Source organism: Microbacterium sp. NIBRBAC000506063, from assembly GCF_017968845.1.
Taxonomy (GTDB): domain Bacteria; phylum Actinomycetota; class Actinomycetes; order Actinomycetales; family Microbacteriaceae; genus Microbacterium.
In genome coordinates this window covers 2,454,773-2,473,815 of the sequence record NZ_CP072876.1, presented here as the reverse complement: position 1 = coordinate 2,473,815, position 19,043 = coordinate 2,454,773, and the positions used below count along the sequence as shown (strand labels likewise).

14 protein-coding genes, 1 tRNA gene and 7 pseudogenes are annotated in these 19,043 nt (G+C 69.2%); 10 read left to right on the top strand and 12 right to left on the bottom strand.

The window, feature by feature from the left end; genetic code table 11:
• Positions 1-128 precede the first annotated feature (128 nt).
• From KAE78_RS13960 to KAE78_RS19955, 3 genes and pseudogenes are all read left to right on the top strand, one after another.
• Positions 129-1,037: a pseudouridine-5'-phosphate glycosidase gene (locus KAE78_RS13960; protein ID WP_223171241.1), complete on the top strand. Its 909-nt coding sequence runs from the start codon at positions 129-131 to the stop codon at positions 1,035-1,037.
• Positions 1,034-1,654 (top strand): annotated as a pseudogene (locus KAE78_RS13955) (carbohydrate kinase family protein); the annotation flags it as partial. The gene KAE78_RS13960 and the pseudogene KAE78_RS13955, both read left to right, overlap by 4 nt.
• Before the next feature lie 65 nt (positions 1,655-1,719).
• The gene (locus tag KAE78_RS19955; RefSeq protein WP_411156027.1) at positions 1,720-1,869 is read left to right on the top strand and encodes a PfkB family carbohydrate kinase; all 150 of its coding nucleotides are present in this window, start codon (positions 1,720-1,722) and stop codon (positions 1,867-1,869) included.
• Positions 1,870-1,875: 6 nt separating this feature from the next.
• On the opposite strand, the gene KAE78_RS13950 is transcribed toward KAE78_RS19955, so the two are convergent.
• Both KAE78_RS13950 and KAE78_RS13945 read right to left on the bottom strand, forming a co-directional pair.
• Positions 1,876-1,949, bottom strand: a tRNA-Ile gene (locus KAE78_RS13950).
• A 32-nt stretch (positions 1,950-1,981) separates the two neighbouring features.
• Entirely contained in the window at positions 1,982-2,521 is a 540-nt protein-coding gene (locus KAE78_RS13945; RefSeq protein ID WP_223171240.1) for a gamma carbonic anhydrase family protein, read from the bottom strand.
• A gap of 140 nt (positions 2,522-2,661) precedes the next feature.
• On the opposite strand from KAE78_RS13945, the gene KAE78_RS13940 reads away from it, so the two are divergent.
• A complete protein-coding gene (locus KAE78_RS13940) occupies positions 2,662-3,147 on the top strand; it encodes a Dps family protein (protein WP_223171239.1) in 486 nt (161 codons plus the stop codon).
• A gap of 185 nt (positions 3,148-3,332) precedes the next feature.
• Here the strand turns inward: KAE78_RS13940 and KAE78_RS13935 are convergent.
• The 4 genes and pseudogenes from KAE78_RS13935 to KAE78_RS13920 all read right to left on the bottom strand — a co-directional run bounded on the left by KAE78_RS13935 (position 3,333) and on the right by KAE78_RS13920 (position 7,503).
• Positions 3,333-4,815: pseudogene (locus KAE78_RS13935) on the bottom strand (amidohydrolase family protein).
• Positions 4,812-5,810, bottom strand: a complete 999-nt coding sequence (locus tag KAE78_RS13930; RefSeq protein WP_223171238.1) for an Fpg/Nei family DNA glycosylase — start codon at positions 5,808-5,810, stop codon at positions 4,812-4,814. Before KAE78_RS13930 ends, KAE78_RS13935 begins: the two are co-directional and overlap by 4 nt.
• Complete coding sequence (locus tag KAE78_RS13925; protein ID WP_223171237.1) at positions 5,810-6,298, bottom strand: ribose-5-phosphate isomerase; 489 nt, start codon at positions 6,296-6,298, stop codon at positions 5,810-5,812. Before KAE78_RS13925 ends, KAE78_RS13930 begins: the two co-directional genes overlap by 1 nt.
• 20 nt (positions 6,299-6,318) lie before the next feature.
• The gene (locus KAE78_RS13920; protein WP_223171236.1) at positions 6,319-7,503 is read right to left on the bottom strand and encodes a ferrochelatase; all 1,185 of its coding nucleotides are present in this window, start codon (positions 7,501-7,503) and stop codon (positions 6,319-6,321) included.
• Between the two features lie 115 nt (positions 7,504-7,618).
• Between KAE78_RS13920 and pepN the strand changes: the two are divergent.
• The 5 genes and pseudogenes from pepN to KAE78_RS13900 all read left to right on the top strand — a co-directional run bounded on the left by pepN (position 7,619) and on the right by KAE78_RS13900 (position 13,418).
• A pseudogene (pepN, locus tag KAE78_RS13915) lies at positions 7,619-10,162 on the top strand (aminopeptidase N).
• A gap of 93 nt (positions 10,163-10,255) precedes the next feature.
• Positions 10,256-11,002 carry a mechanosensitive ion channel family protein gene (locus tag KAE78_RS13910; protein ID WP_411155958.1) on the top strand — a complete coding sequence of 249 codons (747 nt, stop codon included), beginning with the start codon at positions 10,256-10,258 and terminating at the stop codon, positions 11,000-11,002.
• Positions 10,966-11,319 carry a hypothetical protein gene (locus tag KAE78_RS19950; protein ID WP_411155957.1) on the top strand — a complete coding sequence of 118 codons (354 nt, stop codon included), beginning with the start codon at positions 10,966-10,968 and terminating at the stop codon, positions 11,317-11,319. Before KAE78_RS13910 ends, KAE78_RS19950 begins: the two co-directional genes overlap by 37 nt.
• Positions 11,316-11,719 (top strand): annotated as a pseudogene (locus KAE78_RS13905) (globin). The gene KAE78_RS19950 and the pseudogene KAE78_RS13905 overlap by 4 nt, the downstream one beginning before the upstream one ends.
• Positions 11,720-11,772: 53 nt before the next feature.
• Positions 11,773-13,418: pseudogene (locus tag KAE78_RS13900) on the top strand (FAD-binding dehydrogenase).
• Here KAE78_RS13900 and KAE78_RS18895 read toward each other — a convergent pair.
• A complete protein-coding gene (locus tag KAE78_RS18895) occupies positions 13,415-13,648 on the bottom strand; it encodes a hypothetical protein (protein WP_317451785.1) in 234 nt (77 codons plus the stop codon). The pseudogene KAE78_RS13900 and the gene KAE78_RS18895 sit on opposite strands and share 4 nt — an antisense overlap.
• 479 nt (positions 13,649-14,127) lie before the next feature.
• Between KAE78_RS18895 and KAE78_RS13890 the strand changes: the two are divergent.
• Positions 14,128-15,013: pseudogene (locus KAE78_RS13890) on the top strand (acyl-CoA thioesterase).
• Here the strand turns inward: KAE78_RS13890 and KAE78_RS13885 are convergent.
• The 5 genes and pseudogenes from KAE78_RS13885 to msrA form a co-directional block, all read right to left on the bottom strand.
• Positions 15,010-15,478: pseudogene (locus KAE78_RS13885) on the bottom strand (acyl-CoA thioesterase). The pseudogenes KAE78_RS13890 and KAE78_RS13885 sit on opposite strands and share 4 nt — an antisense overlap.
• Before the next feature lies 1 nt (position 15,479).
• Positions 15,480-17,159: an energy-dependent translational throttle protein EttA gene (gene ettA, locus KAE78_RS13880; RefSeq protein ID WP_223171235.1), complete on the bottom strand. Its 1,680-nt coding sequence runs from the start codon at positions 17,157-17,159 to the stop codon at positions 15,480-15,482.
• A 99-nt stretch (positions 17,160-17,258) separates the two neighbouring features.
• Positions 17,259-17,765 (bottom strand): DUF6993 domain-containing protein, encoded by a 507-nt coding sequence (locus tag KAE78_RS13875; protein ID WP_223171234.1) that lies wholly within the window; start codon positions 17,763-17,765, stop codon positions 17,259-17,261.
• 52 nt (positions 17,766-17,817) lie between these two features.
• Entirely contained in the window at positions 17,818-18,342 is a 525-nt protein-coding gene (gene ssb / locus KAE78_RS13870) for a single-stranded DNA-binding protein (protein WP_223171233.1), read from the bottom strand.
• 140 nt (positions 18,343-18,482) lie between these two features.
• Complete coding sequence (gene msrA / locus KAE78_RS13865) at positions 18,483-19,004, bottom strand: peptide-methionine (S)-S-oxide reductase MsrA (RefSeq protein ID WP_223171232.1); 522 nt, start codon at positions 19,002-19,004, stop codon at positions 18,483-18,485.
• Positions 19,005-19,043 lie beyond the last annotated feature (39 nt).

Here is a 19,043-nt window from a genome sequence, read left to right as displayed (position 1 = left end):
CCTCCAGGGAGTCCTCATCGAGTCGGGCATCGCCAGCGAGGTCTTCGTCAAGTACTCCTACATCGGCAATGTGATGTAGTGCCGCGGCGGCACGGCGGCCGCGGATCACGACATGCGATGCTGTCAGCATGACCGACATCCTTCGCATCGGCGACGACGTGCGTGCGGCGCTCACGGCCGGCACACCCGTGCTCGCACTCGAATCGACGATCTTCACCCACGGACTCCCCCGGCCGCGCAACCTCGAGGTCGCACTGGAGGCCGAGGAGCGCGTGCGCGAGCTGGGCGCTGTTCCTGCCACGATCGGGGTCGTCGGCGGCCATCCCGTCGTCGGACTGACCGCCGCGGAGATCACGCAGCTCGCGAACGACGACCGCGTTGTGAAGGCGAGCCTGCGCGATCTTCCCGTCGCCGCGGCCAAAGGACTCAGCGCCGGCACGACCGTCGCTGCGACGGCCTACCTCGCGCATCGCGCCGGTGTGCGAGTCTTCTCCACGGGAGGTCTCGGCGGGGTGCACCGCGGGGCGCAGGAGTCCTTCGACGAATCCGCCGACCTGCCGACGCTCGCGACGCTGCCGCTGGTCGTCGTGAGCGCGGGCGTGAAGTCCATCCTCGACATCCCGCTCACCCTGGAGCGGCTCGAGACGCTGAACCTCGCCGTCGTCGGCTACCGCACCACCAACTACCCCGGCTTCTACATCGCCGACTCGGGGCACGACATCGAGTACGCGGTCGACTCCCCCGCGGAGGTCGCCCGCATCGTCGCCGCCCGCGACGGGCTGGGCATCTCCTCGACGCTGCTGGTCGCCAACCCCGTGGCGCCGGAGCACGAGCTGCCTGCTGACATCCACGACGACGTGCTCGCGCGTGCGCTCGCCGCAGCCGAGGCCGAGGGCATCGCCGGCCACGACACGACGCCGTTCCTGCTCGACTTCGTGCAGCGGGAGACCGACGGTCGCAGTCTCGATGTCAACGTCGAGGTCTACCGCGGCAATGTCGCGCTCGGGGCCCGCATCGCCGTCGCGCTGAGCGAATGATGCTCGTCGTCATCGGAGACCTCATCGACGATGTCATCGTCATCGGCGCGTATACGATCGAGCGCGGCACCGACAACGCCGCCCAGATCAGCCATACCCGGGGCGGCAGCGCGGCCAACGTCGCAGCGGCGGCCGCATCTCTCGTGTCGACCCGCTTCATCGGGAAGGTCGGATCGGATGCCACAGGGGACGCGCTCGCGCGCGCACTGGGTCGCGGAGGCGTGGATGTGCGCGTGCAGCAGGAAGGGCGCACGGGCTCGATCGTGATCCTGGTCGACGAGACCGGAGAGCGCACGATGCTCACCGATCGCGGTGCCGCGGCGGAGCTCGGCCCGATCGACGCCTCCTGGCTGGATGCGGCGACCTGGCTGCACGTGCCGCTCTACGGGCTCGTCCCCGAGCGGTCACGAGAGGCGATCACAGCGGCGATCGACGCCCTGCCGACGACGCCGCGCAGCCTCGACCTGTCCAGCGTGTCGGCGATGCGCGAGCTCGGCGTCGAGGCCCTCACCGAGGTGCTGGCCGGCATCCGCCCGGATCTCGTCTTCGCGAACGCCGATGAGGCCGCGCTCCTGCGGGAGATGGGGGCGTCGGCGGCGGGCGGCGTCCTGATCGTCAAGGACGGCGCGGATCCCGTGAGGATCGTGACACCTGGCGGGACGATCGAGATCCCCGTCCCCGCATCGACGCGGTCGTCGACTCGACCGGGGCCGGCGATGCCTTCGCCGCCGGCTACCTCGCCGCGGCTCTGGACGGATTGACACCGGCGGAGTGCGCACGGGCCGGAATCGCGATCGCCGCGCGGACGCTCGCACGGCCCGGCGCCCTGTGACCGAAGTGGGGCGGGTGGGACTTGAACCCACGATCGTCGGGTTATGAGCCCGCTGCCTTGACCAGCTTGGCCACCGCCCCGTGACCGGCGCACGCACCGGCACACAGCAAGACTACTCGTGCGCGACAGCGCCCTCGTGCGTCTGAGCGTGCTCGAGGTAGATCTCCGCGTTGCGGAGCAGGCCCGCCTTCTCCTCGTCGCTGAGCGCACGGCGCACCTTCGCCGGCACGCCCGCGACGAGTGAGCCGTCGGGAATCTCCTCCCCGCCCAGCACGAGCGCGCCACCGGCGACGAGGCATCCCGCGCCGATCACCGCTCCACTGAGGACCACGGCACCCATGCCGATCAGCGAGCCGTCGCCGATCGTGCAGCCGTGCACGACCGCGTTGTGACCGACGGAGACGTTCTCGCCGAGGACGACGGGATGGCCGACGTCCACGTGCACCGACACGTTGTCCTGCAGATTGCTGTTCGCGCCGATGGTGATCGGCGCCGAGTCTCCCCGCAGCACCGCGTTGTACCAGGTGCTCGCGCCCGGTCCGAGCCTGACGTCTCCGATGATGCGAGAACCGGCCGCGACGAAGGCGCCGTCATCGATCTGAGGGGTTCTTCCAGGGAGCGCGAGGACGGAGGCATCGGCAGAGATCGTCATGCTCTCGAGGCTAGTCGGAGAGGCCGGAAACCCCGGGAAATCGCGGCGGTAAGCGGAGCCTCAGCTTGCTTGCGGAATGGCTGAGGCTGAGTAGCGTTGTATTCGAAGAGGCGGGATATGCCTCACCGGAGGAGACGATAATGAGCAAGACACAGACCATCTCGACGACCGCCAGCGACGCGACTGTCGCCGCTGCCGCTGCCCAGTTCCTCTCGCCCGTCGTCCTGGGGCTGCAGGCACTCGTCGTCAACGGCAAGCAGGCGCACTGGCATGTGCGCGGTGCGAACTTCATCGGCGTCCACGAGTTCCTCGACACGCTCGTCGAGCACGCCGGCGACTTCGCCGACACCGCTGCAGAGCGCATCGTCGCTCTCGGGCTTCCCATCGATGCCCGCGTGTCCACCGTGGCCGAGAAGGCCGCCAAGACCGCCGTTCCGGCCGGGTTCACCGCCTCGGACGACCTCGTCCGCGCGGTCATCTCCGACATCGACGCGATCCTCGCCGACGTCCGCACCGCGATCGACGGCCTCGACGAGGTCGACCTCACGAGCCAGGACGTCGCGATCGAGATCATGCGGGGCCTGGAGAAGGACCGCTGGTTCCTCGTGTCGCACGTCGCGGCGTAGACGACCACAGACAGGAAACGCGGCGGCTGCCTTCGGGCGGTCGCCGCGTTTCGTCTCGGTCCGGCTGCGCCGGGCCTCGCTCAACGACCGGTCGTGGTGAGCTCCGGCGAGCAGAGGGAGGTTCCCGCGTTTCGTCTCGGTTCGGCTGCGCCGGGCCTCGCTCAACGACCGGGGGTGACCGCCTCTCAGCGGCCGAGATGCGTGAGGCGGCCGGCCAGAAGCGTCGCGTGCACGGGCATCGCACGCAGTGTCGCGGCATCCGCCCTCCGCGGGTTCTCGGCGCACACGACGATGTCGGCCGCCTGACCAGGGCCAAGTTCGGATCGCACGCTCGCGGCCAGCGCATCGTCCACCGACAGCCGCTCCTGCGGCTCCCACGGCTCCCGGGCGTCGTCTGTGCGCACGACCGCCGCTGCGATCGCCATCCAGGGGTCCAGCGGCGCGACGGGCGCATCCGATCCCAGGCGCAGCTCCACGCCGACGCGACGCAGCGACTCCTGCGGATAGGCGATCGCCGTCTGGCTCCCCAGTACTCCGCGACGAGGTCACGGTCGTCGAGCGCGTGCTGGGGTTGGACGCTCGCGGCGAGCCCGAGTCGCGCCATCCTCGCGAGATCCGCGTGCCGCACGAGCTGCGCATGCTCGATCGTGCCGGTGGCACCCGTGAGCGCGAAGGCGTCGAGAGCGGATGCCACGGCGCGATCGCCGATCGCGTGCACCGCCGCGCTGATCCCCGCGCCGGTCGCCCGAGTGAGCAGGTCCGTGAGTTCCTCCGGTGAGACGTTGAGCATGCCGGTGTTGCCGACATCGTCCGGGTAAGGATGGGAGCACGCCGCCGTGCGCGTCCCCAGGGAGCCGTCGGTGATGACCTTGAGCGCCCCGAAGCGGATCAGTCCCCCGGTTCCCGGGAGCACCTCGCCGGTGCGCAGGCCTTCGGAGATCGCCCGCTCGAGCAACTCGGGGTAGACCGCGAACTCGACGCGATGCGCGTCGAAGCCCTTCTCGGCGCGGCGCGCCCAGGCCTCTGCATTCCACGCCATGTCGAAGTCCACGAGACCGGTCACGCCGCGCGCTGCGGCCTGCTCGGCCGCCGCATGAACGGCATCGTCCGCAGCCCGCGGGTCGACCGCGTTCAGGCGACGCGAGATCTCGAACGCCTCGCCTTCCCGCAGCACCCCTCCACCGCATGCTCGTAGCCTTCCCGGCGCAGAGCCGCGGAGTTCAACCAGACGCTGTGCACGTCGGCGTTGATGAGATAGGTGGGCACCTCGCCGGTGGCGGCGTCGAGCACCGCGAGCGTCGGAGCGTCCGGCCACAGCGCGTCGCGGTAGCCGGAGCCGACGCGACGCCCGTCGGGCAGGATCGCGGCATCCGACATCCGCGCGGCGGCCTCCTGCGCGGTCGTGACGTCGCCCAGCGGCACACGTTGCGCCGACAGCGCCCACTGCACGGTGTGGACGTGGTTGTCCCAGAGGCCGGGCACCGCCCAGGCGCCCTCGGCGTCGAGCACCTCACCGCGGGCGGGCAGGGCGCCGGTCGGTGCGATGTCGATGATGAGGCCGCCGTCGAGATGGATGTCGACCGGTTCGTCCTCGGCGAGGAAGTCGCGTTCCCCTCCGACGATCCGGATGCCGCGGATCATTCCGATCGGTGCGCCGCGGCCGGTCATGCCTGGCACCTCGGGCACCAGTAGAGCTTGCGCGCGCCGATCTCCTCGAGCACGATCTCGGTGCCGCACACCCGGCACGGCAGCCCCGCGCGATGGTAGACCCAATGGCGGTCGTCGCGGTGCGCCATGGCGGCACGGTACTGGTCCGGGTCCAGATCGTCCATCGTCATCATCTGACCGGTCTCCACGCCGATCGCGAGCAGCTTCACCCAGTCGCGCCACAGCTCGCGCACGAGCTCCTCGGGGACGTCGCGCCCGGGCGTATGGGGCTTCAGGCGTGCCCGGTAGAGCATCTCGGCGCGGTAGACGTTGCCGATGCCCGCGACGACGGACTGGTCCATGAGCAGGAGCGCGATCGGGGTGGGCTTGCGGCGGACGGCCCGCACGAACCGCTCCTCACCCTCGGTGACATCGCCGACGAGCGGATCGGGCCCGAGCTTCGCGACGGTGGCGAGCATCTCCTCCGGGGTCTGCAGCGCACAGGCGGTCGGCCCGCGCAGATCGGCGCAGGTGAGATCGGTGAGCAGACGCAGACGCACCTGACCCACGACCGGCGGCGGCCACTGCTCGCCGTCATCGGCGAGACCCGTGGTCTGCTCGGACATCCGCACGTGCACGCGCGTGCGCCGCGGGGCGCCGATCGATGAGAGGGAGTTCTCACCGGCGGTGTCGTAGATGGCGTCCTCGAGGGCGGTGCCGCGCTGATTCGTCTGCCCCATCCGGCCGTTCGCCGAGGCGACGGTCGGATCGACGAGGATCGCACCGGCGAAGTCCCAGGCGCCGTACATCCCCAGGTGCACACGCAGCCAGAGGTCGCCCTCGGTCTCGAGGAACATCTGCTTGCCGACGGCCTGCACGCTGGTCGCCACACGACCGTCGAGCTCCGCGGCACCTTCGGCGAAGCGGCCCTGCGGGCTCGAGGCGGCGACCGGCTTCCCGATGAAGTTGCGTTCGAACTGCCGCGCGATGCGGTGGACGGAGTGCCCCTCAGGCATTAGAGCGCCCGCGGGTCCGGCAGCAGCGTCCCGTCGCGCTCGAAGTCGGCGATCTGCCGGATGCGGCGGACATGCCGCTCGTCGCCGGGGAACTGCGTGCCGACGAAGCGGTCGATGAAGCTCGTCACCTCCTCGAAGGTGTGCTGGCGCGCCCCGATCGCGATGACGTTCGCGTCGTTGTGCTCGCGGGCGAGCTCGGCGGTCGAGAGGTTCCAGACGAGGGCCGCACGGATGCCGGCGACCTTGTTCGCCGCGATCTGCTCCCCGTTGCCGGAGCCGCCGAACACGACGCCCAACGCCTCGACACCCGCCACCTGATCGGCGACGACGGCCTGCGCGGCGCGGATGCAGAAGGCCGGGTAGTCGTCGACCGGGTCGTACTCCACGGGGCCGTGGTCGGTCACCTCGTGCCCTGCGGCGGTCAGGTGCTCCTGCAGGCGGGTCGAGAACTCCAGTCCGGCGTGGTCGGTGGCGATGTGGATACGCATGAGTCCATCCTAGGAGCGGGTCAGGGCGAGATGCCCGCCGCGGCGGGCTTGAAGCCGAGGCGAGCATTCTCGCAGCATCCCGGCGCGCAGACATCACGCCAGGGACCCAACGGCGTCACATGCGGACGCTCCGCGACCGGAGTCCCCTCCAGCCGCTCCAGCACGAGATCGACGAGTCCGGTGACGAACGCGGGGTGCACGCCGGGCGTCGCCGTGCGGATGCTGCGCAGACCTGCCTCCTTCGCGGCATCCGTCGCCTCGGTGTCGAGGTCCCACATGACCTCCATGTGGTCGCTCACGAAGCCGAGCGGGACGATCACCACGGCCTTCCGGCCGCGCGAGGGGAGCTCCTCGATGACGTCGTTGATGTCCGGCTCCAGCCAGGGCTGGCTGGGCGGACCCGAGCGCGACTGGTAGACGAGCTCCCAGGGCACGCCGCCGCCGCCCTCGACGGCGCCTCCGAGCGTCTGCATGAGGTGCTTGGCGACGGCCAGATGCTGGGCCGCGTAGGCGCCGCCCTCGCCCCAGTCGACGTCGCGGGGCCCGGAGCGCTCGGCATCCGCGGTCGGGATGCTGTGGGTCGTGAAGAGCACCTGGATCTCCTCCGGTGCGAAACCCTCGCCCAGGAACTGCGTCACCGCGGCGTCCAGCCCTTCCTGGAACGGCGCGACGAAGCCGGGGTGGTCGAAGAACAGGCGCACCTTGTCGGCGGTGACCCTGCCGGCGAGCCCCGCCTCGTCGATGGCGTGCGCGATGTCCTCGCGGTACTGACGGTCGCTCGAGTAGGAGCTGTAGGCGCTCGTGGCGAGGACGAGGAGCGTCGTGTGACCGGCATCCGCCGCCTCCTGGAAGGCCTCGTGCAGGTACGGGTTCCAGTTGCGGTTGCCCCAGTAGACGGGAAGATCGAGACCGCGACGGGCGATCTCGGCCTCCAGCGCCGCTTTGAGCGCACGGTTCTGGTCGTTGATGGGGCTGACGCCGCCGAAGTGCCGGTAGTGGACCGCCACCTCCTCGAGGCGCTCATCGGGGATACCGCGCCCGCGCGTCACATTGCGCAGGAAGGGGATGACGTCCTCCTGCCCCTCGGGTCCGCCGAACCCGGCGAGCACGAGGGCGTCGTAGGCGACGGGCACCTCCACGAAGGGGGCACCGCCCGCGGCGGCCGGGGAGGCATGGAGGACGACGAGCTGATCTGTTGAAGTCACCTCTCCATTGTCCCATCGTTCGACAGGAGGCGATCCTGGCGTAGGCTGTCAGGGTTGCCGTCGCCGCCATCCGCGAGAGAGTGCGGCATGCCCCCTCACCCCTGGGAGAACAGCAGTGCCTGGAGAGAACCTCACCCGAATCGAAGCACAGGAGCGCCGGGCGGTCGTCGACACCCAGTCGTACGAGATCGCGCTGGACCTGACGAAGGGTGACGAGGTCTTCGGCTCCCGCAGCGTCGTCCGCTTCACCGCGACCCCGGGATCCTCGACGTTCATCGACCTCATCGCCCGCGAAGTGCGCGAGATCACGCTCAATGGAGAGCAGCTGAACCCCGGCGAGGTGTTCGCCGACTCGCGCATCCGTCTGGACGGGCTCGCCGAGGAGAACGTGCTCGTCGTCGACGCGGACTGCCTCTACACCAACACCGGCGAGGGCCTGCACCGCTTCGTCGACCCCGTCGACGGCGAGGCCTACCTGTACTCCCAGTTCGAGGTGCCCGACTCCCGGCGCGTGTTCGCCGTCTTCGAGCAGCCCGATCTGAAGGCCACCTTCCAGTTCACCGTCACCGCTCCCCGGCGTGGAAGGTCGTCTCGAACTCGCCGACTCCCGAGCCGATCGTCCACGACGACCGCGCCACCTGGGGCTTCGAGCCGACCCCGCGCATCTCCTCGTACATCACCGCGATCATCGCCGGACCCTACGAGTCGACCTTCTCCGAGCTCACGAGCGCCGATGGCCGCACGATCCCCTCGGCGTCTACGGCCGCAAGAGCCTCTGGCAGCACCTCGACGCCGACTACATCTTCGAGAAGACCCGCCAGGGCTTCACCTACTTCGAGGACAAGTTCGGCGTCCCCTACCCCTTCGCCAAGTACGACCAGCTCTTCGTCCCCGAGTTCAACGCGGGCGCCATGGAGAACGCCGGCGCCGTCACCTTCACCGAGACCTACGTGTTCCGCTCGAAGGTGACCGATGCCGTCAAGGAGCGCCGCGTCGTCACGATCCTCCACGAGCTCGCCCACATGTGGTTCGGCGACCTCGTCACCATGAAGTGGTGGAACGACCTCTGGCTCAACGAGTCCTTCGCCGAGTGGGCCTCGACCATCGCCACCGCCGAGGCCACCGAGTGGACCGAGGCCTGGACCACCTTCAACGCGATGGAGAAGACCTGGGCCTACCGTCAGGACCAGCTCCCCTCGACCCACCCGGTCGTCGCCGAGATCAACGATCTCGAGGACGTGCAGGTCAACTTCGACGGCATCACCTACGCCAAGGGCGGCTCCGTCCTCAAGCAGCTGGCCGCCTGGGTCGGCATCGAGGAGTTCTTCGCGGGCGTCTCCGCGTACTTCACGAAGCACGCCTGGAGCAACACCGAGTTGCCTGACCTGCTCGCCGAGCTGGAGAAGACCAGCGGCCGCGAGCTCGGCACCTGGTCGAAGAAGTGGCTCGAGACCGCCGGCGTCAACACGCTCATCCCGAGCGTCGACACCGACGCCGAGGGCCGCATCCGCCGTTTCGCCGTGATGCAGACCGCTCCCGCCGACTACCCCACCATCCGCCCGCACCGTCTGGGCATCGGGTTCTACAACCTCGACGGCGGCGCTCTCGTGCGCACGGACTATGTCGAGGTCGACGTCGACGGCGACCTCACCGAGGTGCCCGAGCTCAAGGATCGCAAACGTCCCGACCTCGTCCTGCTCAACGACAACGACCTCGCCTACGCGAAGATCCGTCTCGACGAGCAGTCCCTCGCGACAGCGATCGCGCACCTCGCCGACATCACCGACCCGCTCGCCCGCTCCCTCGTCTGGGGCGCGGCCTGGGATCAGACGCGCGATGCCGAGGCTTCGGCATCCGATTACATCGACCTCGTGCTCGGCAACATCGGGCGCGAGACGGAGTCGACCACCCTTCGCACGACTCTCGCGCAGGTGCTGCAGGCGGCGAACCTGTATGTCGCCCCGAAGGACGGGACCAGGCCCGGCGCCGAGTCGCCGATGGGCTGTGGGCGCTCGCGCAGGACGCCGAGGCCGGAAGCGACGCGCAGCTGCAGTTCGTCACCGCCTTCGCGAACGCGCTCGTCACCCCCGCTCACGCCGAGACCGTGCGCGCACTCCGCGACGGCGAGAACGCTCTGCCAGGTCTCGACATCGACGCGGACCTGTCGTGGCAGCTCCTCGTGGGCCTGGCGACCGTCGGCGCGGTCGACGGCGCCGCGATCGACGCCGCGCTCGCTGCCGACAACACCGCCAAGGGCGGCGAGTTCGCCGCGCAGGCGCGCGCCGCGCTCCCGACCGTGGAGGCGAAGAAGGCCGCCTGGGCGTCCCTCATCGACAACGACGATCTGCCGAACACGATCGTGCGTTCCGCGGCGCTCGGGTTCGTCCACCCCGCCGGCCGTGAGGTGCTCGCCGAGTTCGTCCCCGCGTACTTCGACATGCTGCTGCCCATCTGGGAGGCCCGCACCTACCAGATCGCCCAGTACCTGATCGTCGGGCTGTACCCGAAGGCGCTCGCCGACACGGATCTGCGCGACGCGACGCGCGCCTGGCTGGCGCAGAACGCAGAGGCTCCGGCGGCGCTTCGCCGTCTCGTTCACGAGAACGTCGCCGATGTCGAGCGCTCGCTGGCCGCACAGCACCGCGACGCCGAGGGCTGAGTCGCACAGCCCTGGCAAGGAGCGGTCGCTAGGATCGCATCGTGATCAGTCTCGCATCCGCAGAGGAGACCCCGTCGAGGTCGTGCTCGACCTGTGGGCAGGGTTCTCCTGGTGCTCGGCGACATCGGCGTCAGAGCCCTCAAAGTCGCGATCATCATCGCGGCCGCCTGGCTCCTGTCGCGGCTGTGCCGGCTGGTCATCCGTCGCATCGTGCGCCGCGTGGTCGACTCCGCCAAGGTGAAGGCGAGCGTCGACGACACCCAGGCTCTGGAACGCTCGCCGCTCGCCGACATCCGGCTCGTGCAGCGCACTCGCACGCTCGGCTCGATCCTGCAGAACATCACCAATGTCGTGATCGCGGTGATCGCGCTCATCCTCTGCGTGAACGCCGTGCTCCCCGACCTCCTCGGCTCCTTCGCCCTCGTGACCGCCGCCGTCGGCGCCGGCCTCGGCTTCGGGGCGCAGAACATCGTCAAAGACACCCTCAACGGCCTCTTCATCGTCGCCGAGGATCAGGTCGGCATCGGCGACGTCGTCGACCTGGGCCTGGCCAGCGGCATGGTCGAGTACGTGAGCGTGCGCATCACGCAGGTGCGCGACGTCAACGGGACCCTCTGGTACGTCCGCAACGGCGAGATCACCCGGATCGGCAACATGTCGCAGGGCTGGGCGCGGGCGATCATCGACATCGGCGTGCCGGCGGATGCCGATGTCGAGGCCGTCGAGAGCGCACTGCTGAACGCCTCTCAAGCGCTCGCGGGCGACCCGAAGTGGCGCACCCGCATCCTCGATGCCCCGGAGGTGTGGGCCTGGAGTCCATCGACGGCGACACCCTCATGATCCGCGTCGTGATCCGCACGCGCACGAACGCGAAGGACGACGTCGCCCGCGAACTGCGGATGCGGCTGCGCAGGGCCGTGTCCGACCTCGGCCTGGACGTGCCGCGCATGGCCTCGGTCGTCCCGGAGGGCATCGAGGGCGCCCGCCGTGTGCGCGGGGCCAACCCGCCATCCACGCGCCCGAGCCCGGTGACCGGCGTCCCGCCGGTGAGCCGCGGCATCTGGAGGCGCAAGCCGGCCGATGACCACCGCAAGCCGCCGCCGACCCTCGGCGACCCCAAGAACGATGCCAAGAACGACCCGAAGGACGAGTCATGAGCTTCTACGAGGAGGTCGGCGGACACGAGACCTTCGAGCGGCTGGTGAGCATCTTCTACCGGGAGGTCGCAGACGACCCGGTGCTGCGTCCGATGTACCCCGAAGAGGATCTCGGGCCCGCCGCCGATCGCCTGACGCTCTTCCTCGTCCAGTACTGGGGCGGCCCCGGCACCTATCAGGAGCGCCGCGGGCACCCGCGCCTTCGTATGCGGCACAACGCCTTCCACGTCAATCCGGACGCCCGGACCGCTGGCTCCGTCATATGCGCACGGCCGTCGACGAGGTGGGCTTCTCGCCGATGCACGAGGCGATGCTCTGGGACTATCTGGAGCGGGCCGCCCTGGCGATGGTAAACACCTTCGAGGCCACACCCGCGAGCCCACCGGCATCCGACAGCTGAACCACCCACGAGTCAGGATTCGACGGAGAGACCATGACGAACACCCCGCCTCACTGCACGCCGACGTCCTCGTGATCGGATGGGGGTTGTCGGGACTCGTCGCCGCGAGCGAGGCGGCGGCCGCGGGCCGCAGCGTGATCGTGCTCGATCAGGAGCCGCGCGCCAATCTCGGCGGGCAGGCATGGTGGTCCTTCGGCGGTCTCTTCTTCATCGACTCCCCTGAGCAGCGCCGGATGGGCATCACGGACTCCCTCGACCTCGCCCGGCAGGACTGGTTCGGCAACGCCGGCTTCGACCGAGACGAGGACGCGTGGCCGAAGCAGTGGGCCGAGGCCTACCTGCAGTTCGCGGCGGGCGAGAAGCGCGCCTGGCTGCGAGAGCGCGGCGTGGGGTTCTTCCCGGTGGTCGGATGGGCCGAGCGCGGCGGGTACGGCGCCCTGGGCCCCGGCAACTCGGTGCCCCGCTTCCACATCACCTGGGGCACCGGCCCCGGGATCGTCGCGCCCTTCGCAGAGGCCGTGGAGCGCGCAGAGGCCGAGGGTGCGCTGACTGTGCTGCCCCGCCATCGTGTGACCGAGCTCGTACTCACCGGGGGCGCCGTGACCGGTGTCCGCGGCGAGGTGCTCGCGCCCAGCGAGGCCGCGCGCGGGGTGGCGAGCGTCCGTGACAGGATCGGCGACTTCGAGATCAGGGCGGATGCCGTCATCATCACCTCCGGCGGCATCGGCGGTAACCACGAGCTCGTGCGGCAGGCGTGGCCCGCCGACCGTCTCGGCACTCCTCCGTCCCACATGCTCTCCGGAGTTCCGGCCTATGTCGACGGGTCGATGCACGGCGTCGCCGAGAGGGCCGGCGCGCACCTCATCAACGGCGATCGGATGTGGCACTACGTCGAGGGCATCACGAACTGGGATCCGGTGTGGCCGGCCCACGGCATCCGGATCCTCCCCGGTCCTTCGTCCCTTTGGCTCGACGCGACCGGTGCCCGTCTGCCCGTGCCGCTGTTCCCCGGCTTCGACACGCTGGGCACGCTCGCGCATCTGCGGACGACCGGGCACGACCACTCGTGGTTCGTCACCTCCCGGCAGATCGTGGAGAAGGAGTTCGCGCTCTCCGGGAGCGAGCAGAACCCCGATCTGACCGGAAAGGATCTCCCGCTGCTCGTCAAGTCGCGACTGGCCAAGGGACCGACGGGTCCTGTGCAGGCGTTCCTCGACGAGGGCGAGGACTTCGTCGTCGAGGACGACCTGGAGACGCTGCTCGAACAGATGGCGCGCAAGCCCGGAGGCGAGCACCTCGACACGGACCGCGTGCGTCGGGAGGTGGAGGCGCGCGATCGCGAGATCGAGAACGACTTCACGAAGGATGCCCAGATCGGCATGCTGCGTTCGATGCGCGGTTACCGGGGCGACAAGCTGATTCGCACCGCCGCACCCCACCGGTTGCAGGACCCGAGCGCGGGTCCGCTCATCGCCGTCAAGCTGCATGTGCTCACCCGCAAGTCGCTCGGCGGGATCGAGACGGATCTCGACGGCCGGGTGCTCGGCGCTGACGGAGCCCCGATCGGCGGCCTCTTCGCGGCCGGCGAGGCGAGCGGCTTCGGGGCGGCGGGGTGCACGGCTACCGGGCGCTGGAGGGGACGTTCCTCGGCGGCTGCCTGTTCTCCGGTCGCCAGGCCGGACGGGCCGCAGCGCGTTAGCGCGACGCGCCGGTCTCGCGCACCTCGGTGAGACCGACAGCCGCAGGACCCCGGCTGAGCACGTGACCGCGGGCGAAGGAGACGCGCGTCCAGCGTCCCGACGTCGTGACCTGCGCCTGTTCCTCGCCGGAGATGAAGCCGAAGGCGTCGGCGGAGAAGGCGACGCCGCGCGGCAGTCCGCTGAGGTCGTCGTCGGGTTCGCCCCAGACGGTTGCGCGCAGTGCACGCACCGCTTCCTCGCCCGCACCGGGTGTCGCGCCGTGAGCGACGGCGGAGATCCCCCACTGGGCCCGCTGTGCGATGACGGATGCCGCCAGCGATCCGCGCGGTTCCCATCCTCCGCGCGGGGGCGAGATCCCCGCCCAGGCCGGGGAGAGCCCGGTCTCCGGCAGCGCCAGTACGGACGGTTCCTCCGTCTCGGTGAGCGCGTCGACGACGATGTCGCACTGCAGCTCGGGTCGGCGCGGACGATGCGCACCGCGAGCACCGTCGGCGTCTGATCGAACAGGGTCTGCGGCGCGAGAGCGGCGGCGGAAACGACCATGACGCCCTTCGCCGCCTGGAATCGCACTCCGTCCTCGGTGATCCGTCGTGCGCGGCCGACGAATGTCAGGACGTCGCGCGCCGTCTCAGGATCGGCGAAGACAAGGCGAGATGACACGCCCCCTAAACTACCAAGGTGACCGTACGGGCGGGCGAAGGGAGCACCATGGCTGAGGGCGCACAGAGGCACAGCTCGGTCGATCAGGTGCTGGCCGTGCTCGACCTCGAAGACAGTGTCGCCCGCACCGCGGAAGACATCTTCACCGGCATTTCCCACTTCATGCCCACCGGACGCATCTACGGCGGCCAGGTCGTCGCACAGGCCGTGATCGCCGCCCAACGCACGGTGCCCGTCGACCGCATCCTCCATTCGATGCACGGATACTTCCTCCGTCCCGGCGACACCTCGCAGGGACTCACGCTCTCGGTCGACCGCATCCACGACGGCCGCTCCTTCGCGACACGACGGGCGCAGGCCTATCAGAACGGCGTTCCCATCTGGTCGATGATCGCCTCCTTCCAGGACAGCGACCCCGGCGTGGAGCATGTGATCCCCATGCCCGAGGGCATCCCCGACCCCGACTCCCTTCCGCCTGACGAAGAGGCCTCACCCGGAATCGACGAAGGAACCCGCAAGCTCCTCGGGCTCCGCCCCGTGGACGTTCGCCATGTCGAGCAGCCCTGTGGACCTCTGCCGACCCCTCGCGCACGAACAGGCAGCACGTGTGGATGCGGATGAAGGCATCCTTCCCCGACGGGGCCGGCCTTCACCGCGCGGCCCTCGCCTACATGAGCGACATGACGATCCAGGAGACCGTGCTCCGCGCCAATGGCGTGCACTGGGCGCCCCCGGGCTGAAGGTCGCCAGCCTCGACCACGCGATGTGGTGGCATCGCTTCGCACGCGTCGACGAATGGCTGCTCTACGTGCAGGAGTCGCCGAACGCCCGTGGGGGCCGCGGACTGGCCACCGGCAGGATGTATACGCGCGACGGCATACTCGTCGCGACCGTGACGCAGGAGATCATGATCCGCGTCCCCGAGGCAACCTAGCGACGCGCGTACTTCACCGGCTCGCCGATGTACGGCGCCCAGGCCTCACGCATCTCGGAGGTCAGGCGCATCGGTCGGCCGGAGACGGCGTCGACGAGCACGAGGGTCGCCGACGACCGTGCATACAGCACACGCGGTGTGTTGCCGGCGGGCTGAAGACCTCGTAGCACACCTCGACGCTCGACCCGCCCAGGCGCCCGAACCACAGTTCGACGTCGAGCGGCTCGGGCCGATACGGCACGGGGCGAGATACTCGATCTCCTGCCGGGCCATGAGCGTGAGCATGCCCTCCTCGATGCCGGAGCTGAGCACCGCCGTGGGGTAGGCCTGCGGTCCGTCGCCGCTGCGCCACACGGCGCGCACGCGCGCCTCCTCGAGCAGCTTGAGCATGGCGGTGTTGTTGACGTGGTTGTACGCGTCGAGATCGCCCCAGCGCAGCTGGATCGGGATGTGGAGACGTGACATGTCAGTCGCGGGTCAGCTTGCGGTGCGTCGAACGATGGGGCTTTGCGGCATCCGGACCGAGTCGCTCGATCTTGTTCTGCTCGTACGCCTCGAAGTTGCCCTCGAACCAGTACCACTTCGCCGGGTCCTCATCGGTTCCCTCATAGGCGAGGATGTGCGTCGCGATGCGGTCGAGGAACCACCGGTCGTGCGTGATGACCACGGCGCAGCCGGGGAACTCCAGGAGGGCGTTCTCCAGCGAGCTCAGCGTCTCGACGTCGAGGTCGTTGGTCGGCTCGTCGAGCAGCAGCAGGTTCCCGCCCTCCTTGAGCGTGAGCGCGAGGTTCAGGCGGTTGCGCTCTCCGCCGGAGAGGATCCCCGCCTTCTTCTGCTGATCCGGGCCCTTGAAGCCGAACTTGGAGACGTAGGCACGGGAGGGGATCTCGGTCTTGCCGACGGTGATGATGTCCAGGCCGTCGGAGACGACCTCCCACAGCGTCTTGTTCGGGTCGATGCTCGCACGGGACTGGTCGACGTAGCTGATCTTGACCGTCTCACCGATCTTCAGCTCTCCGCCGTCGAGCGGCTCGAGACCGACAATGGTCTTGAACAGCGTGGTCTTGCCGACGCCGTTGGGGCCGATGACGCCGACGATGCCGTTCGGCGGCAGGCTGAAGCTCAGGCCGTCGATGAGCGTGCGGTCGCCGAAGCCCTTCTGCAGCTTCTTCGCCTCGATGACGACGCTGCCGAGGCGGGGCCCGGCCGGGATCTGGATCTCCTCGAAGTCGAGCTTCCGGGTCCGCTCCGCTTCGGCGGCCATCTCCTCGTAGCGGGCCAGACGCGCCTTCGACTTGGTCTGACGCCCCTTGGCGCTGCTGCGCACCCACTCGAGCTCGTCCTTGAGTCGCTTGGCGAGCTTGGCGTCCTTCTTGCCCTGGATGTCGAGGCGCTCGGCCTTCTTCTCCAGGTAGGTGGAGTAGTTGCCCTCGTAGCCGATGAGACGACCGCGGTCGACCTCGGCGATCCACTCGGCGACGTTGTCAAGGAAGTAGCGGTCGTGGGTGATGGCGATGACGGCGCCCTTGTACGACTTCAGGTGCTGCTCGAGCCACAGCACGCTCTCGGCGTCGAGGTGGTTGGTCGGCTCGTCGAGCAGCAGCAGATCGGGCTTCTGCAGCAGCAGCTTGGCAAGAGCGACGCGGCGGCGCTCACCACCGGAGAGCGGGGCGATCGCCGCGTCGCCCGGGGGCGTGCGCAGCGCATCCATGGCCTGCTCGAGCTGGGAGTCCAGGTCCCAGCCGTCGGCCGCGTCGATCTCCTCCTGCAGTACGCCCATCTCGGCCAGCAGCGCATCGAAGTCGGCATCCGGGTCGGCCATCAGCGCCGAGATCTCGTTGAACCGGTCGAGCTTGGCCTTGATCGCGACACCTTCCTGGATGTTCTCCAGCACCGTCTTGGATTCATCGAGCTCCGGCTCCTGCATGAGGATGCCCACCGAGAACCCCGGGCTGAGCTTCGCCTCGCCGTTGGACGGCTGGTCGAGGCCCGCCATGATCTTCAGGATCGTCGACTTACCGGCGCCGTTCGGTCCGACCATGCCGATCTTCGCGCCCGGGAGGAACGCCATCGTGACGTCGTCGAGGATGAGCTTGTCGCCCACCGCCTTGCGTGCACGCACCATCGAGTAGATGTACTCTGCCACGGGAAACCGCTCCTTCTGCCAGCGCCGAGAATCGACTCTCCAGCCTACCGGTCTCGGCCTGACCGCGTTCTCCACGCCCCGCGGCCCCGCGGCCGCGCGCTACCAGTCGATCGCGCGGGTCTCCCCGACCAGGCAGCGCCCCTCGGCGAGCTGATCCATGACCGCCACCACCGGATCTCCGGTCGAGGGACCGACCTGCCCGACGAGGCATTCCGCCTCGCCCCAGCGCACCGAGAACTGGATGCTCTCGGCCGCGTTGCCCACCGTGGTCTGGTCCTGGGTCACCTGCATGTCGTCACGGTCGAAACCGACCTCGGTCAGTGCGTCGATGTAGGCACGGCCCCGCGCACGATCGTCCGACTCCCAGACAGACAGCACGACCGACTCGAACAGCGGCAGGTTGTCGGCGGCATCGCCGTCCGGCACGAGTTCGTGGACAGGGGTCTCCGTGGGCGTGGCACCCGGCGTCGTCGGTACGCCGCCGGTGACCGTGGGCTGCGGAGCCGGATCCTCGAAGAGCGAGCATCCGGCCAGGAACGCCCCCAGTACGACGACGGCCACGACGAACACGGGACCACGGCGCACCGCGCCAGAACGAGAAGTCACGCTCCGAGTCTAGACACCCGCTCCTGTGCGTGCCTCGCGCGGATCCCTCATCTCAGACCGCGGCCGTCTCGGCCTCGGCCGGTCCCGGTATGCTCCACCCCTCGGCGTCGATCGACGACGCGACCCGGCCGGCCTGGTGTCCGTCATCCGGATCGCCCTGATCACCGGCGGACGAGTTCCTCGGCGCGTTCGCGGCATCCGATTCGCGGGAGTCCGACGCCTTCGACTTACGCGTCCACGTGCTCGTGCCCCAGCGCAGGTCATGCCCGACCGTGTCGGCCTCGAGGTCGATGGCCGTGCCGGAGCGCCCGTTCGCCTCCCACTGCCGCTGAATGACCCGGCCGGTCACGATCACGCTGTCCCCCAGCTTCAACGACGCGTGTGCGTGGTCGGCGACCTGACGGAACGTTGAGACCTGATACCAGTTGGTGTGCTTGTCGACCCATTGCCCGCTCGCGCTGTCGTAGGCGCGGTGCGTGCAGCCGACGCGGAACTTCGTGATGCTCAACCCGGTCGCGGTGACCATGTGGTGCGGTTCGCTGCCGATGTTCCCGACGATCGTGACCTGCTCTGCCATGTGCTTCTCCTTGCCTCGGCACCCGAACGGGTGCGATGAGGCTCCAGAGTTACGCACCGCGGGCGGGCACGGGCGGGAATCGGGCGACTGTGGACAGTTTCCGGCATCCGATCGATTGTGGAGAACGGATGCCGGGCCGCTCAGGACAGGTATTCCGCGAAGCGCGCACGCACCTTGTTCACCTTCGGCACCGCGACGGCCAGGCAGTAGCCCTGGGTCGGGTTCTTCGCGAAGAAGTCCTGGTGATAGTCCTCGGCGGGGTAGAACTCCGTCAACGGCTCGATCGTCGTCACCGGAGCGCCGTCCCAGAAGTCCTCCGCACGCTGGATCGCATCCTCGAACGTGGCGTGCTGATCGTCGTCGGCGGGGAACATCGCGCTGCGGTACTGCGTGCCGATGTCATTGCCCTGACGGTTCAGCTGACGCGGGTCGTGCATCGTGAAGAACGCGTCGAGGATGACGTCCTCGGGGATCACCGCGGGGTCGAAGGTCACGGCGACAGCCTCGGCGTGACCGGTCGTGCCCGTGCACACGAGCTCGTAGCTCGGATTCGGCACGGTGCCGCCGATGTACCCCGAGACGACCGACTGCACGCCGCGGAGCGGCCGGTACGCGGCGTCGAGGCACCAGAAGCAGCCGCCTGCCAGCACGAATGTCTTCATGGTCGGTCCTCTCCGTCGCCTGTTCCTGCAGGAACCACG

Coding starts and splice junctions, on each gene's coding strand:
- KAE78_RS13960 (WP_223171241.1), top strand. CDS start 129: ATGACCGACATCCTTCGCATCGGCGACGACGTGCGTGCGGCGCTCACG.
- KAE78_RS13945 (WP_223171240.1), bottom strand. CDS start 2,521: ATGACGATCTCTGCCGATGCCTCCGTCCTCGCGCTCCCTGGAAGAACC.
- KAE78_RS13940 (WP_223171239.1), top strand. CDS start 2,662: ATGAGCAAGACACAGACCATCTCGACGACCGCCAGCGACGCGACTGTC.
- KAE78_RS13930 (WP_223171238.1), bottom strand. CDS start 5,810: ATGCCTGAGGGGCACTCCGTCCACCGCATCGCGCGGCAGTTCGAACGC.
- KAE78_RS13925 (WP_223171237.1), bottom strand. CDS start 6,298: ATGCGTATCCACATCGCCACCGACCACGCCGGACTGGAGTTCTCGACC.
- ssb (WP_223171233.1), bottom strand. CDS start 18,342: ATGGCAGAGCAGGTCACGATCGTCGGGAACATCGGCAGCGAACCGCAC.
- msrA (WP_223171232.1), bottom strand. CDS start 19,004: ATGAAGACATTCGTGCTGGCAGGCGGCTGCTTCTGGTGCCTCGACGCC.